17 protein-coding genes and 2 pseudogenes are annotated in these 14,401 nt (G+C 65.8%); 8 read left to right on the forward strand and 11 right to left on the reverse strand.

Annotation, left to right across the window (positions count from 1 at the left end):
* The first annotated feature begins 133 nt into the window (after positions 1–133).
* From ACQCSV_RS17305 to ACQCSV_RS17315, 3 genes are all read left to right on the forward strand, one after another.
* Positions 134–1,216: a phosphatase domain-containing protein gene (locus ACQCSV_RS17305; RefSeq protein ID WP_354222438.1), complete on the forward strand. Its 1,083-nt coding sequence runs from the start codon at positions 134–136 to the stop codon at positions 1,214–1,216.
* A 183-nt stretch (positions 1,217–1,399) separates the two neighbouring features.
* Positions 1,400–1,708 (forward strand): hypothetical protein, encoded by a 309-nt coding sequence (locus ACQCSV_RS17310; protein WP_354222440.1) that lies wholly within the window; start codon positions 1,400–1,402, stop codon positions 1,706–1,708.
* Positions 1,698–1,826 carry a hypothetical protein gene (locus ACQCSV_RS17315; protein WP_426938873.1) on the forward strand — a complete coding sequence of 43 codons (129 nt, stop codon included), beginning with the start codon at positions 1,698–1,700 and terminating at the stop codon, positions 1,824–1,826. The genes ACQCSV_RS17310 and ACQCSV_RS17315 overlap by 11 nt, the downstream gene beginning before the upstream one ends.
* Here the strand turns inward: ACQCSV_RS17315 and ACQCSV_RS17320 are convergent.
* Positions 1,823–3,370 carry a GH1 family beta-glucosidase gene (locus ACQCSV_RS17320; RefSeq protein WP_354222443.1) on the reverse strand — a complete coding sequence of 516 codons (1,548 nt, stop codon included), beginning with the start codon at positions 3,368–3,370 and terminating at the stop codon, positions 1,823–1,825. The two genes, ACQCSV_RS17315 and ACQCSV_RS17320, sit on opposite strands and share 4 nt — an antisense overlap.
* A gap of 96 nt (positions 3,371–3,466) precedes the next feature.
* Between ACQCSV_RS17320 and ACQCSV_RS17325 the strand changes: the two genes are divergently transcribed.
* Entirely contained in the window at positions 3,467–4,366 is a 900-nt protein-coding gene (locus tag ACQCSV_RS17325; RefSeq protein WP_426938874.1) for a hypothetical protein, read from the forward strand.
* Entirely contained in the window at positions 4,288–4,515 is a 228-nt protein-coding gene (locus ACQCSV_RS17330) for a hypothetical protein (protein ID WP_354222447.1), read from the forward strand. Before ACQCSV_RS17325 ends, ACQCSV_RS17330 begins: the two co-directional genes overlap by 79 nt.
* Here ACQCSV_RS17330 and ACQCSV_RS17335 read toward each other — a convergent pair.
* The 3 genes from ACQCSV_RS17335 to ACQCSV_RS17345 all read right to left on the reverse strand — a co-directional run bounded on the left by ACQCSV_RS17335 (position 4,507) and on the right by ACQCSV_RS17345 (position 5,788).
* A complete protein-coding gene (locus ACQCSV_RS17335) occupies positions 4,507–4,884 on the reverse strand; it encodes a hypothetical protein (protein WP_354154552.1) in 378 nt (125 codons plus the stop codon). The genes ACQCSV_RS17330 and ACQCSV_RS17335 overlap by 9 nt on opposite strands.
* 49 nt (positions 4,885–4,933) lie before the next feature.
* Positions 4,934–5,287: a DnaJ domain-containing protein gene (locus ACQCSV_RS17340; RefSeq protein ID WP_354154551.1), complete on the reverse strand. Its 354-nt coding sequence runs from the start codon at positions 5,285–5,287 to the stop codon at positions 4,934–4,936.
* Positions 5,288–5,362: 75 nt separating this feature from the next.
* Entirely contained in the window at positions 5,363–5,788 is a 426-nt protein-coding gene (locus tag ACQCSV_RS17345) for an Hsp20/alpha crystallin family protein (protein ID WP_282330233.1), read from the reverse strand.
* A 115-nt stretch (positions 5,789–5,903) separates the two neighbouring features.
* On the opposite strand from ACQCSV_RS17345, the gene ACQCSV_RS17350 reads away from it, so the two are divergent.
* Positions 5,904–6,248, forward strand: coding sequence for a MerR family transcriptional regulator (locus tag ACQCSV_RS17350; protein ID WP_354222449.1), 345 nt, complete (start codon positions 5,904–5,906; stop codon positions 6,246–6,248).
* Positions 6,249–6,428: 180 nt separating this feature from the next.
* On the opposite strand, the gene ACQCSV_RS17355 is transcribed toward ACQCSV_RS17350, so the two are convergent.
* The gene (locus ACQCSV_RS17355) at positions 6,429–7,208 is read right to left on the reverse strand and encodes a phosphatase PAP2 family protein (RefSeq protein WP_354222451.1); all 780 of its coding nucleotides are present in this window, start codon (positions 7,206–7,208) and stop codon (positions 6,429–6,431) included.
* Positions 7,209–7,621: 413 nt separating this feature from the next.
* Here ACQCSV_RS17355 and ACQCSV_RS17360 point away from each other — a divergent pair, with 413 nt between their 5' ends.
* Both ACQCSV_RS17360 and ACQCSV_RS17365 read left to right on the forward strand, forming a co-directional pair.
* Positions 7,622–7,921: a hypothetical protein gene (locus ACQCSV_RS17360; RefSeq protein ID WP_426938875.1), complete on the forward strand. Its 300-nt coding sequence runs from the start codon at positions 7,622–7,624 to the stop codon at positions 7,919–7,921.
* Positions 7,922–7,930: 9 nt separating this feature from the next.
* Positions 7,931–8,785: pseudogene (locus ACQCSV_RS17365) on the forward strand (zinc-binding dehydrogenase); the annotation flags it as partial.
* 68 nt (positions 8,786–8,853) lie between these two features.
* Here ACQCSV_RS17365 and ACQCSV_RS17370 read toward each other — a convergent pair.
* From ACQCSV_RS17370 to ACQCSV_RS17395, 6 genes and pseudogenes are all read right to left on the reverse strand, one after another.
* Positions 8,854–9,541: pseudogene (locus ACQCSV_RS17370) on the reverse strand (helix-turn-helix transcriptional regulator).
* A gap of 83 nt (positions 9,542–9,624) precedes the next feature.
* Entirely contained in the window at positions 9,625–10,608 is a 984-nt protein-coding gene (locus tag ACQCSV_RS17375) for a sugar kinase (RefSeq protein ID WP_354154547.1), read from the reverse strand.
* Positions 10,605–11,327 carry a bifunctional 4-hydroxy-2-oxoglutarate aldolase/2-dehydro-3-deoxy-phosphogluconate aldolase gene (locus tag ACQCSV_RS17380; protein ID WP_354154546.1) on the reverse strand — a complete coding sequence of 241 codons (723 nt, stop codon included), beginning with the start codon at positions 11,325–11,327 and terminating at the stop codon, positions 10,605–10,607. The genes ACQCSV_RS17375 and ACQCSV_RS17380 overlap by 4 nt, the downstream gene beginning before the upstream one ends.
* A 5-nt stretch (positions 11,328–11,332) precedes the next feature.
* Complete coding sequence (gene dgoD, locus ACQCSV_RS17385; protein ID WP_354154545.1) at positions 11,333–12,481, reverse strand: galactonate dehydratase; 1,149 nt, start codon at positions 12,479–12,481, stop codon at positions 11,333–11,335.
* A 7-nt stretch (positions 12,482–12,488) separates the two neighbouring features.
* Positions 12,489–13,412, reverse strand: coding sequence for a carbohydrate ABC transporter permease (locus tag ACQCSV_RS17390; RefSeq protein WP_354154544.1), 924 nt, complete (start codon positions 13,410–13,412; stop codon positions 12,489–12,491).
* Positions 13,409–14,350: a carbohydrate ABC transporter permease gene (locus ACQCSV_RS17395; RefSeq protein ID WP_426938876.1), complete on the reverse strand. Its 942-nt coding sequence runs from the start codon at positions 14,348–14,350 to the stop codon at positions 13,409–13,411. Before ACQCSV_RS17395 ends, ACQCSV_RS17390 begins: the two co-directional genes overlap by 4 nt.
* Between the last annotated feature and the right edge of the window lie 51 nt (positions 14,351–14,401).

Raw genomic sequence — 14,401 nt, forward strand, 5'->3', positions numbered from 1 at the left:
CCATACACTGCCACACGGACTGCTGACAGGGCTGGGTGGGCACTCCGCGTTCCTGATTAAGGGATGACGTCACGCACGACGGCGGGACCTCCGGACGTGCCGGCGCGCGGCTGCGCTGTGGCAGAGTGGAGGCATGGACAGGGCTCCTCAGAATTCACCGCAGAACACTCCGCATCCCGCACCACTGTCCGGTACCCGGATTCTCCGCCTGGCACACCGGATTTCCGACGTCGTCAGCGGCGTCCGCATCCAGCTGGCCAAGCGCTGGAATTTCACGTCACAGACCATTGCGTACCAGGGCTACGGTTCAACCGGCTGGGTACGCGTGCTTGGCCGCGTCCTGTTGACCAAGAATCCTCCCCCCGGCAGCTGGGCCGAGCACGCAGCCCGCAACGGCAATCAAAACGTCCGCGGCTGGCGGGCCTTCACCAGCGTTCCGATGCAGTTCGTCGAGGTCGAAATCACCATCGACGGCGTCACCACCCGGGTCCGGGCAGACCGGGGCGGGCTCATCGACACCGTAGTGGACGTGCAGCTCCCGCCAGGCTGGCACACCGCCGTCCTGCGGGCTGACGGGACCGAGCCCGTGGAGACGCTGATCCAGGTGATCGAAGCGGATGCGAAGTTCGGCATCGTGTCCGACATTGACGACACCGTGATGGTCACCGCCCTGCCGAGGCCGTTCCTAGCCCTGTGGAACACGTTTGTCCTCAGCGAACGGGCCCGAATGGCGACTCCGGGAATGGCGGTCCTGCTGGAACGGCTCACCATTGAACACCCGGACGCGCCGGTCATCTATCTGTCCACGGGTCCGTGGAACGCCGCCCCCACACTGGCGAGGTTCCTGAGTCGGAACATGTATCCCTCGGGGGCCCTCCTCCTCACCGACTGGGGCCTGACCCAGGACCGCTGGTTCCGCAGCGGGCGGGAGCACAAGCACCGCAACCTGGAGCGCCTCGCCAAGGAATTCCCAGACATGCGGTGGCTCCTGATCGGCGACAACGGCCAGCACGACGAGCAGATCTATTCAGGCTTCGCGCAGGAAAACGCCGACAAGGTGGCCGCCATCGCCATCCGGCAGCTCTCCGTCAGCGAGTCCGTCTTCGCCGGCGGGCACTCCGAGGACGGCGACCACACCACCTCGGTGGTGCCTTGGATCTATTCGCCCGACGGCGCCGGTATGGCCAAACAGCTCAAGCTCCTGGACCTCCTCTAGATTCCGGGGATCCGCAACACTTTCAGGCGGATAGGCGACACGAATGAGCGACACCGACGGCGATGCACGGCGACGGGAACTTGGGGATAATTCGAGCCCGGTTGAAGAGGAGGTTGAGGAATTCTTCGACCGCACGGTTGAGGAAGGCGCGCAGCGGCTGAACTGTTCACGGAAGGCTTCCTGGTGCCCATTGCCGCAGTCGTCGCACGCGAGGCAAGCTACGCGCAGCTCGGGAAGCTCTGGGGCGGCACACTCATTGCCAACCTGGTGGGCGGTTGGCTTTTCATGGCATTGATCATGACAGCGTTCCCGCAGTGGAGCGGGACCATCACGAAGGAAGCCACCTACTTTCTCGGCGCCGGCTTTAGCTGGAAAACCGTGTGTCTTGCCGTGTTGGCGGGGAGCACCATCACGATCTTCGGTGCCATCCACGCGGGTGCCGACATCGACTACCTACAATGGCTCGGCTGGTTCCAATGTAGTGGTCTTTAACGTGCTTGGCGGGATCCTGCTGGTGACCGCGCTACGGCTGGTGAGCGCCAGTAAGCTACAGAAGAAACGGCGCGATGACTCCCCCGAAGACCCGGAAGACGCGCACCACGGCGGCTAGGTTCTAGGGGTGGCACCCGAGGTGGCCACGCCGTCGTCGGGCGCTTCCGTTGCGTCAGGTTCCATGGCCTGCGCGACGGCGGCACCCGCCGCCGCGGCAAGGTTACGCTCCTCGATGAGCTCCTGAAGCCAGAAGTAGGACGCCTTCGGCGTGCGCTCCAGGGTCTCGAAATCAACATGCAGCAGGCCGAACGGCTGTTTGTAGCCTGCCGACCATTCAAAATTGTCCATGAGTGACCACACGTAGTAGCCGCGGAGGTCTATGCCCTCCGCTTCGCCGCCGGGAGCCGTGGCCTTCAGCGCTGACTCGATGTGGTCCGACAGGTATTTCAGCCGCCGCTCGTCCGGAATGAAGGTGGTGTTGGTGGACTTGTCGCGGACGATGATGTCCTCGAAACTGGCCCCGCCCTCGGTGATGATCACCGGCGGAAGATGCGGGTACCGTTCCGCCATTTCCTTCAGTGCCACCCCCATGTACTCGGGCTTCACCGGCCAGCCGTAAGCGGTGATGTCTGCTTCGGGCCAGGCCTCCACGTGGAACGGCGTGGAGCCGTTGCCGGCTGAACTCAGGTCGCTGCCCATGGCCTCCGCCATGGTGGCCGGCACCGCCCCGTCGCCGGGACCGACGGCTACCTTGGTGGGCATGTAGTAGTTGAGTCCATAGAAATCCAGCGGCTGCGAGATAATCTCCATGTCCTCGTCCGGATGGTCGAAGGAGCCGAAGAACTTCGCGGCGCGGATGATATCCGGATATTGGCCCGTGAGAACTGGGTCCGCGTACAACCGGTTCTGTGCAATGTCCATCAGGCCAGCGCTGATCCGGTCCAGGGGGTTGATGGAGTTCGGGACCATGGGCGAGTACACGTTGGTCATCCCGATCTCGCCCGGGACCCCCGCCGCCCGCAATGCCTGCAGCGCGAGCCCATGGCCCAGAAGCTGGTGGTGCACGGTGGGCAACGCCTTGAGCATAAGGGCTTCGCCCGGCGAGTGCAGGCCCATGGTGTAGCCGTTGGTGCTGACTGTGGCGGGCTCGTTGATGGTGACCCAACGGGCAACACGGTCACCGTACGCAGCAGCGGCAATCGAGGCGAACTCCCCGAGTCGATGGGCGGTATCGCGATTCATCCAGCCGCCGGCGTCGTCCAATGCCAGCGGAGTGTCCCAGTGATAGAGGGTGACCATGGGCGAAATACCGTTGGCCAGGAGCTCGTCCAGGAGCCGGTCGTAGAAGTCCAGCCCGGCAGGATTCACCGGGCCGCTGCCGTTGGGCTGGATCCGCGGCCAGGACAGCGAGAACCGGTACGAGTCGACGCCCAGCTGCTTCATGAGGGCAACATCGCCGGGCATGCGGTGATAGTGGTCGCAGGCCACAGCCGGGCTGTGGTCATCCACGATGGTGCCTTCCTTGGCCGAAAACACGTCCCAGCCCGCCGGGCCCCTCCCATCCTCGGTGAGCGCGCCCTCGATCTGGAAGGCTGCGGTTGCCACTCCCAGCGTGAAGTCCGCCGGGATGATGGCGGCCAGGTCCTTGGCGGAAATGTGCATGGAGTCAGCCCTTATGAAAGAGAAAGCGTGGAACGGGTACGTCCCAGAATGACATACGGCCGGGCTGCTGACGAGCGTCCCTGCTAGGGTCTGTGCATGGTGGAAAACATCCCGCCGCACCGGTTTGTGGACGCGGACATCCTGATGGCGGAGTTCGCCGATCAGGATCCGGACAGCAGGCTGGTGGGAATCGGCGGCGCCCAGCGGCAACACCAGACACTCAGCGATATGCTGCAGCAGTCGCAGCTGTTTCCCCAGTTTCCGCTCGCCCAGCCCGACTACACCAACCTTGCCGTAGGACCTGATACGCAGCGCCAGGCGGTGGCCATGGGGCTCTGGCTCTTCAGCTTCGAAGGACACAAGCTGGCGGTCTTCCAGCGCGACGCTGACCCGCGGACCGGGCGTCAAACGGCCACCTTGGAAGTGCTGGCCACCGGGCCGGGAACAGCAAACAGGTTCCTGGCCGAGTTCCGTCTCCTGATGGACAACAACAGCGTCCTCAAGGGCCAAGTCATCTCAATGGTGATATCCGATTATGGGCCGAGCACGGCCGGGGTGACGTTCCACCACCGCCCCAGCCTCCCGGCGTCGGACGTCATCATGCCCGACGGCCTGCTGCAGAACGTCGCGGACCACACCGTGGGCATCGCCACGCACCGGTCATCCCTCAAGCAGCACGGCCAGCACCTCAAACGCGGCATCCTGCTGTACGGCCGGCCCGGGACCGGCAAAACGCACACCGTGCGGCACCTGCTGAGCCAGAGTCAAGGCTCGACGGCGATCCTCCTCTCGGGCGGTTCGCTCGCCAGGATCTCCGAGGCAGCCAGCATGGCCCGGGCCGGGTGGACCTCGCGGTGGAGATCCCGCTGCCGGCCCATGCCGAGCGGATCCGTCTGCTGGAACTCTACGGCCGCCTGGTGGCATTCAGCCCCGCGGCGCTGGATGCCGCGGCGGAACGGACGGCGGGAACCACCGCCTCCTTCGCCCTGGAACTGATCCGTCGGGCCGTGGTGGCCGCGGCGCTGGACGACGCGCCGGTGTCCGATTCACACCTTGCTGCAGCCGTGGAGGACCTGATGGCCGACGCCGAAACCCTCACCCGCAGCCTGCTGGGCAGCGGCACGGACGCGGCCGGCTCATTGTGAGCCGAACAGGAACTCCTTGGCGTGCGCCACGGCCTTCCGGAAGGCATCATTCCGGAGCGTGACGAGCTGCTCCGCGTCGCCGTCTGCCGGCTCCAGATAGCCGGTGTATCCGGGCCGCAGCACCCAGACGTCGCCGGCGGGTGGAAGATAGAACACCCCATACGACCGCTGCTGCTCGTCCTCTTTGGTCCATACGGGAACCACTGCCAGGGCCGCGCCGGTGGCAGGGTTGATCCATTGGGCCCGGGGCACCGGTTCTTCGTGGGCTTCGGGGTCCAGGAACGGCGCAGAGCCCTTGCCCCAGCGCCGTTCGAAGCGTTCGTGGAAGGCAGGAATCAGGTGGGAGTCGTAGCGGCGCCAGTCGCTCATTGTTTTTGTCCGCCTCCTCGCGGTGATGGCTGTCGTCTTAGCTTAGGTTTTATGCCCACGGCCCGCTTTCCCAACGCACCGGCGTGATCCTGATGATGTTGCCGGCCGGGACGTACCGGTTGCTGACGTCCCGGATCGGGATGACGTTAGTGGTGCCATCCGGCGCGCTTTTTCTGTTGCGGCTCCGGCCGTAGGCCGCGCGCCGCGCCGGGTCTCCAAGCACAGCGTACGCCTGCATGATCCGCAGCAGCTCTCCATCATCGACGTCGCACTCACCCGCTGGCCTGCCGTCGATGTCGGGGTGGTGGCTGCGCATCAGCGCACGGTAGGCACGGGAAATCTCCTGCTGGCTGGCATCGGGTTTCACCCTCAGGGCGGCGTAGTAGTCCGGCTGGCTGGTCATTGCGGTACTTTCCGGGGAATCTTACGGCGACGGCGCCGGGGCACCGGCCGCAACCGGCGCCCCGGCAGTCCGGGCCTACTTGCCGATCTCGTGCAGGGACCCCTGCTTGTTTTCGATCTCGATCCTGCGCGGCTTGGCCTGCTCCGACACCGGGATGCGCAGCGTTAGGACGCCTTGGTCGTAGCTGGCCGTGATGTTGTCCGCATCAAGGGTGTCACCTAGGATCAGCTGGCGACTGAACACCCCGCGCGGCCGCTCTGAAGCCACCAGTTCCACATTGGGCTGCGTGGGATCCTGGCGCTCCGCCCGGACAGTCAGTACGTTGCGTTCAACGTTGAGGTCCACCGAATCGGTCTTGACGCCCGGGAGGTCGAACGCCACCACGAACACGCCGTCTTCCTGCCAGGCGTCCATAGGCATGGCCGCCGGCCGGGCGGCGGTTCCGAAGACCTGCTGGGCGAGCCGGTCCAGCTCACGGAACGGGTCCGTACGCATCAACATCATTTCTCACTCCTTCAGTTTGAGATGTTGAATTCAGTTCATCTACCCACCATCGGTTATCTGTGTTGGTGGATATAGATTTTTTATAGCACTCGTGCGAGACTGATGCAACATCATGGGAGGGAATTTTGGAGTGGACGCGGTCGGTGGAACACCAGGACGGAAACCGGGTCCTCGGGCCGGGCAGGCACTGTATGCCATCTCTGTGGCGGCAAAGCTGGCAGGGACCGGGCAGCAGAACATCAGACTCTACGAGACCAAAGGCCTGATCCTGCCGGAGCGAACGGCCGGGGGCACGCGTCAGTACAGTGATGCGGATGTAGCACTGCTCCTGCACATCGGAGAACTCCTGGATCAGGGGCTCAATCTTGCCGGCATCGCCAAAGTATTGGCGCTCGAGGTAGCGAACGCCGAACTACGCCTCGCCCTCAGCCGGGTCAGGCCACGACAGGAGGCGTAGCGGCTACGGTCCCAGCGTCGCTCAGGCTCTGCTCCCACCAGCCGGTAGGACTCCGCCAGCAGTTCGCCGAGTTCCTCGGTGCCGATACGGGCCAGCCGGACCAGCAACAGCTGCTGCGCTCGGTGACACTTGGCAGTGCCAGGCACATGCTCCGCACATCATCCTCGGTTGCCATCGCGGCTAATCTCCCGGTGTGTCCGCTTTGGAGAGCTCGCCCGTGATCCGTTCGCCGGGGATTCGGGCGGTCCGCCACGTATCCAGGGCGATGACGGCACCGAGGATCAGGAACGAGAGCGTAATCGAGGCAAGCGCGTCGCTGAACCAGTGGTAGCCGAGGTACAGGCGGCTCACAGCGGCGAGAACTATGCCGATGCCCGCACCAACGAAGCCGAAGACTGCCGACGTCGGGTTTTCCCGCCGCGAGAAGACGAGGAACGTGGTCACCAGCAGGAAGTCGCAGGCACCCAGGACGTGGCCGGACGGGAACGAGAAGGTGTGGTCGGCGCCGAACAGCATCAGGTCCACGGGCGGCCGCGAGCGCTGGACGATCGCCAGGATGATCTGCGATATCACGACGCCGGCGAGCATGGCGGCGGCGAGCATAATGGGCCGCCAGGCGTGCTTGGCCGCGAACCCCCAGACCACCGTCACCACCAGCACGATGACGGGCAGGGCAACGGGGCCGAAGACAACGGCGAGGAAGATCATCACGGCCGTGAGGGTCTCGGACCGGAGCGAGACCAGCCAGTTGCGGATGGATTCGTCGGGACCCCACGGGCCGGTGTTGCTCTGCAGGACGCCCACGAGCGTAATGACGAACAGCAGGGCCCCCACGGCCATAAGGACCACCGCGGAGCGGTACAGAGCCGTGCGTGCGGCCGGTTCCATAAAGCGTTCCTCCACCACGAACTTGTCATGGAAGGTTCGCCAAAGACTGTTCTTACGTGTCTGCTCTGCCATTGCGTTTCCGTCCGTTCGCCGTTGAGCCGTTGAGGAGTCCTACGGTGAAGATTATCCCTTCTGCCCGGTGTTGGGCCCACTCAGCCCTGCCGTTCGCCGTGGCGCCGGGCACGTCAGCCTGCCGGGGTAGCCTGACTCAGTGGGTGTGATGTATGAGTTGATCAACAGGCAGGGCGTGGATACACTCACCGGAATCCTGGCCGTGGCCGCTCCGGGAACGGATTGGCCGCACGTTGCCGCCGCCGCGGCGCGCACCTTCCGCAGTGCCCTTTCCGGCGCCGGTTTCTCGGGGTGGAGCGCGAGCATGTCCGGCGGCTGGCCAGCGAGGGGACACGGCCGTACCTCCCCTGGGCGGTGCGGGTACCCGCCGTCGTCCTTCAGCCGGAGGCGTCCCTCCCGATTCTGGACGCCCGGTGCCGGGACCCTCGGAGTACGTGCGGCGCTCGGTGGCGAACCACCTCAACGATGTGGCGCGGCACGCGCCAGCCCTGGTAGTGGCGACGGCGGCTCGCTTGCTATCCGCGCCGGACACCAACACCGCATGGGTGGTCAGGCATGGCCCGCGGACCTTGATCAAGAAGGCCCACCCCGGTGCGCTCGCGCTGCAGGGGTTCGCGCCGGCGTCGGTGGCTGTCTCGGGTCCCCGGCTGGACCGGAACTCGGTGGCCATGCCGGGTGAACTGGCTTGCGGTGCTCACCCTCGCCGCCGGTGAGACCCGCACATCGGCGTCGTCGAAGAAACGGGCAAGGACGTCTCCACCCTGAAGAAGGGGGACTTCGTCATCGCCCCGTTCGCCTGGTCCGACGGGACCTGCGTTTTCTGCTGTGAAGGCCTACAGACCTCCTGCCGCCACGGCGGGTTCTGGGCCTCCGGCGGGATCGGCGGCGCCCAGGCCGAGGCCGTCCGCGTGCCTTTCGCCGATGGCACCCTGGTCAAGGCCCCGGTGGGCGAGAACAGTGAGCTGCTGCCGTCCCTGCTGACCCTTTCCGACGTCTACGGCACCGGCTACCACGCCGCCATCAAGGCAGGCGTCAACGCCCGGACCACTGTCACGGTCATCGGTGACGGCGCCGTCGGGCTGATGGCGGTGCTGTCCGCCAAGCAGCTCGGCGCCGAACAGATCATTCTGATGGGCCGGCATAAGGCCCGCACTGACCTGGGCCTCGAATACGGCGCCACTGACGTGGTCGCCGAACGTGGTGATGCCGGCATCGAGAGGGTGCGCGAGCTCAGCGGCGGCGACGGAACCCACACCGTTCTTGAGTGTGTGGGGCACCGCCCGGCGTACGACCAGGCCCTCGGCGTGATCCGCCCGGGCGGCGTCATCAGCCGCGTGGGCGTGCCCCAGTACGAGGACGCCCCGATCGGTTTCGGCTCCATGTTCGGCCCGAACATCACGCTCACCGGCGGCCCTGCCCCGGTCCGCGCCTACATCGAGACACTCCTGCCCGGCGTCCTTGACGGCACCGTCAACCCGGGCAAGGTGTTCGACCGAACCATCAGCCTGAACGAAGTCCCCGACGGCTACCGCGCAATGGATTCCCGCGAGGCCCTGAAGGTCCTGGTCCGTCCGTAGCGCCACCCTCGAAAGCAAACAACCATGGCTACCTGGACAGGCATCCGCAGTAAGGCCGCAGCGCGGCGTTACTGCGGATGCTTGGCTGTTGGTCCTGGTTCGGCGACCACATCATCGTGCGTGGCAGCCCAAGAGGACAAAAGCTGCAACGCATCAGCTGTCGGCGAACCCGTAGGTGCCGTGTAAACATTCAGCACCAGACCCGGCTCACTGGGCAGCTCCATGGACTGGTAGTTCAGGTCGAGGTCACCCACTACCGGGTGAGTCAAGGTAAGTAAAGCGTGTGGTGTTCACAGGCCGGTGCGCGCTTTGGAAAACGGGCGAGTAAAGGGCACGCCCCATCCGGTTGGCAGCCAGGATGCCGTGGCGGCCGCTGCGAACCCACGCAGGCGCGTCAGCCATCGCGTCGAGCACCTGCTGGACCTCGGGCCGGACCGTACTGGAAGGTTTACTGCGGCTCCTGCGGACTGGACCGGCGGCGCGGGCGAGGTCAAAAAGATGCTCCCGCTCGGCTTCGTCCAGCTTCAGCATGCGCGCGAGAGCATCCAGAACGCTTTCCGATGCCCCGGCGAGGTTGCCGCGCTCCAGCCGCACGTAGTAGTCCACGGAAACACCGGCCAGCATCGCCACTTCCTCACGCGGCAGGCCAGCGACCCGCCGATTCCCGCCGTACGCAGGCAACCCAGCCTGCTCCGGCGAAATCCGCGCCCGCCGGGAACTTAGAAACTCCTTTATGTCCGCGCGCACATCTCCCATACCCCTACGGTAAGCGCCTGCGGTCGCGGGCGGCAGGCACTGCCAGTCCCTGCCTGCTCCGCGCCCCGGCCAAGACCCGGCTGCTACCGCTGGGTGGTTCCGCTGGCAGTGGCGCCCAGCATGGCGAGCTCGGCCCGGCTGGGGAGGCCCTCCCAGTCGCCGGCAGTGCTGACGGCGAAGGCTCCCAGAACGGAGCCGCGTTGCAGGCGGCCGGCAACGTCCTCGCCGTCGAGCAGGGCAGAGAGGTAGCCGGCGGTGAACGCATCCCCCGCGCCCACGGTATCGATGCTGGTCACTGGTATGGCGGGAGCCTCGAACCGTCCGGAGGCGGTGTGGACGCCGGCGCCGGCGGCACCCCGCTTGACCACCACTTCCCCGACCCCCTGCTCCAGCAACGAGGCAGCGCGGACTGTTTCGGCATCGTCGTTCGCCGAAGAATCGGAGCCGCTCAAGGCGGCGGAGGCAACCAGGTCCAGTTCGTCGTCGGACGCTATCAGGATGCTGGCGTGCCGTGCGATGGGTCCCAGCACGGCGCGGGCTTCGTTCCGGGTCCAGAGCCGGCCGCGGTAGTTGACGTCGAGAGAGACCACCACGCCGTCGGCTACGGCGCGCTCGGCGGCGTATTCAAACGCCTTGCGGGCTTCCGGACTGAGTGCGGCGGTGATGCCTGTCAGGTGCAGGACGCGCGGGCCTGCCGCGAGGGCACTGTCCACGTCGTTCCGGCTGATGGTGGAACCGGCCGAACCGGCGCGGTAGTAGAAGGCCCGGGTGACGTCCGCGGTCCGCTGTTCGAGGAACATCACGCCCGTGCTGCGGGACGGATCCACCCGGCACTTGGTCCCGATGCCCTCGGAGCGCAGTTGCCGCAGGATGTATTCGCCGTGCGGATCGGCGCCAACTGCGCCGGCCCAGGTGACACTGTGGCCCAGCCGGGCTACCCCTACAGCAACGTTCGATTCGGCGCCGGCCACGTGCATGGCCAGGCTGCCGCCGGCGGACAACGGCCCCGCGGACCGCAGCGACACCATGGATTCGCCGAACGTCAGAAGGTCGACGGCGGCACTCACCGCACGCCCGCTGCGGCGTTCGGTGCGGCGGTCGCTGCGGCAGCCCGGCGGGCAAAGGAGTCCGCCAGGTCCACAAACGCCCGGGCACGCCCGCGCATCAGGGCGAGGTCGCCGCCGGAGCCGGCGTCGCCAAACAGCGGCCCGCCGAGCCCGACGGCGATCGCGCCGGCTTTCCAGTACCCCGCGGCCTCCTCCAGGCCTACTCCGCCCACCGCGATGAACGGGATACCGGGGAAGGGATCGCGCAGCGCCTTGAGGTAACCCGGGCCACCGATGGAGGCGGGAAACAGCTTGATGGCCGTGGCCCCACGGTTCATCGCTTCGTAGGCCTCACTGGGCGTCAAGGCCCCGGCCAGGACAGGGATCCCCTGCCGCGCCGATTCTGCGATCGAGTCGGCCAGCGACGGTGTGACCATAAACTGGCCGCCCGCCGCGGAGACGTTGTCCACGTCCTGCACGGTCAGGACGGTTCCGCCGCCGACGTAGCAGCCGGCCGGTGCGGCAGCGCGGACTTCGCGGATGGCCTCCAGCGCGCCCGGTGTGGTCAGTGCGATTTCGACGAAGCGGAACCCTTCCGCCATGGCGGCGAGGGCGGCCTGGGCCGCGGCCGGCCCGTCCGTGCCGCGCACGATTCCCACGAGCCTTGACTCCCGGATTCCGGCCAGCAGGCCTGTTGCAGTGATGCCAAGGCTGTCAGAAACGTCAGTGCTGTCTGTCATGTTGTTTACCATTCTGCGAATGCTCCGTCCGAGTGGCGCCAGACCGGCCCGCGCCAGGCGTGGCCGCGCTTGTCCGCGGCGCGGACCACGGCCTCGTCGATTTCAATGCCGAGGCCGGGACCGGTCAGGCGTTCGATATGGCCGTCCACGAACTTCAGCGGGGACTTGTCCACCACGTAGTCCAGGACTTCGGCCCCCTTGTTGTAGTGGATTCCGATGCTTTGTTCCTGGATCAGGAAGTTGGGCGTCGCGAAGCCCACCTGCAGGCACGCTGCCAGGGCCAGCGGCCCCAGCGGGCAGTGCGGGGCCAGCTGCACGTCGTAGATTTCGGCGAGCGAGGCAATCTTGCGGACCTCGGTGATGCCGCCGGCGTGCGACAGGTCCGGCTGGGCCACGGCGATCCCGGCCTGCAGGGCCGGCAGGAACTCCTGCCGGCTGTAGAGCCGCTCACCGGTGGAAACCGGCGTCGTGGTCGACGAGGTGAATTCGCGTAGCAGGTGCGTGTTTTCCGGGACCACGGGTTCCTCGAGGAAGAACGGCCGGTACGGTTCCAGCAGCGGCGCCACCCGGCGGGCGTTGGCCAGGCTGAAGCGGCCATGGAAGTCCACCGCAACATCGCGGTGGTCCCCCAGCACCTCGCGGGCCGCGGCAACACGGCGGACGACGCCGTCGATCTCGGCCACCGAGGCGACGGGGCTCATCCGGCCGCTGGCATTCATCTTGACGGCGGTCAGGCCCACTTCCAGCTGGGCGCTGATCTGGTCCGCCACCTCGTTGGGCTCGTCCCCGCCCACCCAGCCGTACATCCGGATCCTGTCGCGGACGTGGCCGCCCAGGAGCTGGTGCACGGGGGTGTTGAAGTGCTTGCCCGCGATATCCCACAGTGCCTGATCCAGCCCGGAGACGGCACTGGCCAGGATGGGTCCGCCTCGGTAGAAGGAGCCCCTGGTCATAACCTGCCAGTGGTCCTCGATCCGGAGGGCGTCGTTGCCGATCAGCAGCTCCGAGAGCTGCTCGACGGCGGTGCGGACCGTTTCGCTGCGACCCTCGCAGGTTGCCTCGCCCCAGCCGACAATCCCGCTCCCGGTCTCGATGCGGACAAAGAGCCAACGCGGCGCGACGAGGAAAGTTTCAATTCTGCTGATGAGTGTCATGCCGGACCTAGCCCTTGGTCGCTCCGGCGGTCATGCCGGAGACGATGTACTTCTGCGTGAAGAGCGCAATGATCATGATGGGGATGGTCACCACTGTGGCGGCCGCCATCAGCCCGCCCCAGTCGATGCTGGCGTAGGAGACGAAGTCGAAGATGGCCACAGGCAGCGTCTTGGTCTTGGACCCGGAGAGCACCAGGGCGAACATGAAGTTGTTCCACGAGAAGATGAAGGACAGGATGCCGGCAGTGGCCATGCCTGCCACGGACAGCGGCAGCGTGATGCGCTGGAACGCGCCGATGGGGGTCAGCCCGTCCACCTGGGCTGATTCCTCCAGTTCCAGTGGAAGCGAATCGAAGTAGCTCATCATGATGTAGACGATCAGCGGCAGGGCAACGAACATGTGGCTGAGGATCAGCACCTCGAACCCGCCAACCATTTTCAGGTTGGAGAACACGTAGTACCAGGGCACCAACAGCGAAACACCCGGGATGACGCGGGCCATGAGCACCACCAGCGCCGAGCGATGCATGGTGAACCGGCTCATGGTGTACGCGGCCGGGACGCCCAGCACCAGGGACAGGACCGTGGAAACAAAGGCCACCCAGAAGCTGTTGAAGATGAAGACGAAGTAGTTGTTGCGCTGCAGCACGTTTGCGTAATTCTCGAACGTGGGGCTGAAGATGAACGATTTGGCGGTGTCGTAGATGTCCACGTTGGTCTTCAGCGAGGCCAGCAGCATCCAGAACAGCGGCGCGACCAGGAACAGCACCACGGCGATGAGGGCGGCAACACGGAAAACCTTGTAGGCACGGGTTCCGAGGGGCTTCTTTGTGCGCCGGACCGGCAGGGGCTGCCCGGACGCGGAGCGGGTCCTGGTTTCGGTGTTTTCGGTGTTTGATGTGTTTTTGTTGTTCTTGTTCACTACGGTCATTTGCTTGCCGCTTTCTTGCGCATGGTCAGCAGCCACATGGAGCCGATGATGATCATGAAGAAGAGGATCAGCACCGCGGAGGACAGCCCGTACTGGTTGTAGTCGAAGCTCAGCCCGTAGGCGTAGACGTTGAGGGTCTCCACCTCGTGGAAGGACCCGCCACCCTTGCCCTTGGTGGCGTACAGGATGTCGAAGGTCTTCAGTGCGTCGATGCCCCGGAGCAGGATGGCCACGATCACGGTGGGTATCATGAGCGGCAGGGTGATGAACAAGAATCGCTGGAACGCGTTGGCGCCGTCCATGCGGGCTGCTTCGTCGGGCTCCTCGGAGAGGGAGGTCAGGCCGGCGAGCAGGATCAGCACCACCATGGGGGTCCACTGCCACACGTCCATGAAGATGGTGGTGCCGAGCGCGGTGTCCTGGCCGGAGAGCCAGGGCTGGGCTGGGATGCCCACAGCGGCCAGCAGTTGGTTCGCAAACCCGATGTTGGGGTCGAAGATCAGCCTCCACATCATGCCGACGGCTACCGGGGTGGCCACGAGCGGCAGCAGGATCGCCACCCGGACCCACTTTTCGCCGCGGAAGGGACGCCAGAGCAGCAGGGCGATGCCCATGCCGAGCGCAACTTCACAGACCAGGGCAACGCCGGTGAAGGTGAGTGTGCGGCCTACCGCAGGCCAGAAACGTTCGACGTCGGACAGGACCGTCATGTAGTTTTCCAGGCCGATGAACTCGGTGGCTGCCCGGACGGAGCCCTGCGAGTCGGTGAGGCTCAGGTACAAGGTCCAAGCCAGCGGGAAGATGATCAGGACGCCGACGAAGGCCATCGCCGGGGCTGCAAAGAGCCATTTGCGGTGCCGGTTGGCCCAGTCAGAGAATTTGTCGCGGCCACTGGGGGCACGCCCTGCGTTCCGGGCTGGGCTGCGGGGAGAAGTCATTACAGACATGGTTCACCTAAGGAGTTGGAGGGTGAAGAGTGGCCCGGGCAG

Origin of the sequence: Pseudarthrobacter sp. S3 (assembly GCF_050156905.1) — a bacterium.
Lineage (GTDB): Bacteria > Actinomycetota > Actinomycetes > Actinomycetales > Micrococcaceae > Arthrobacter.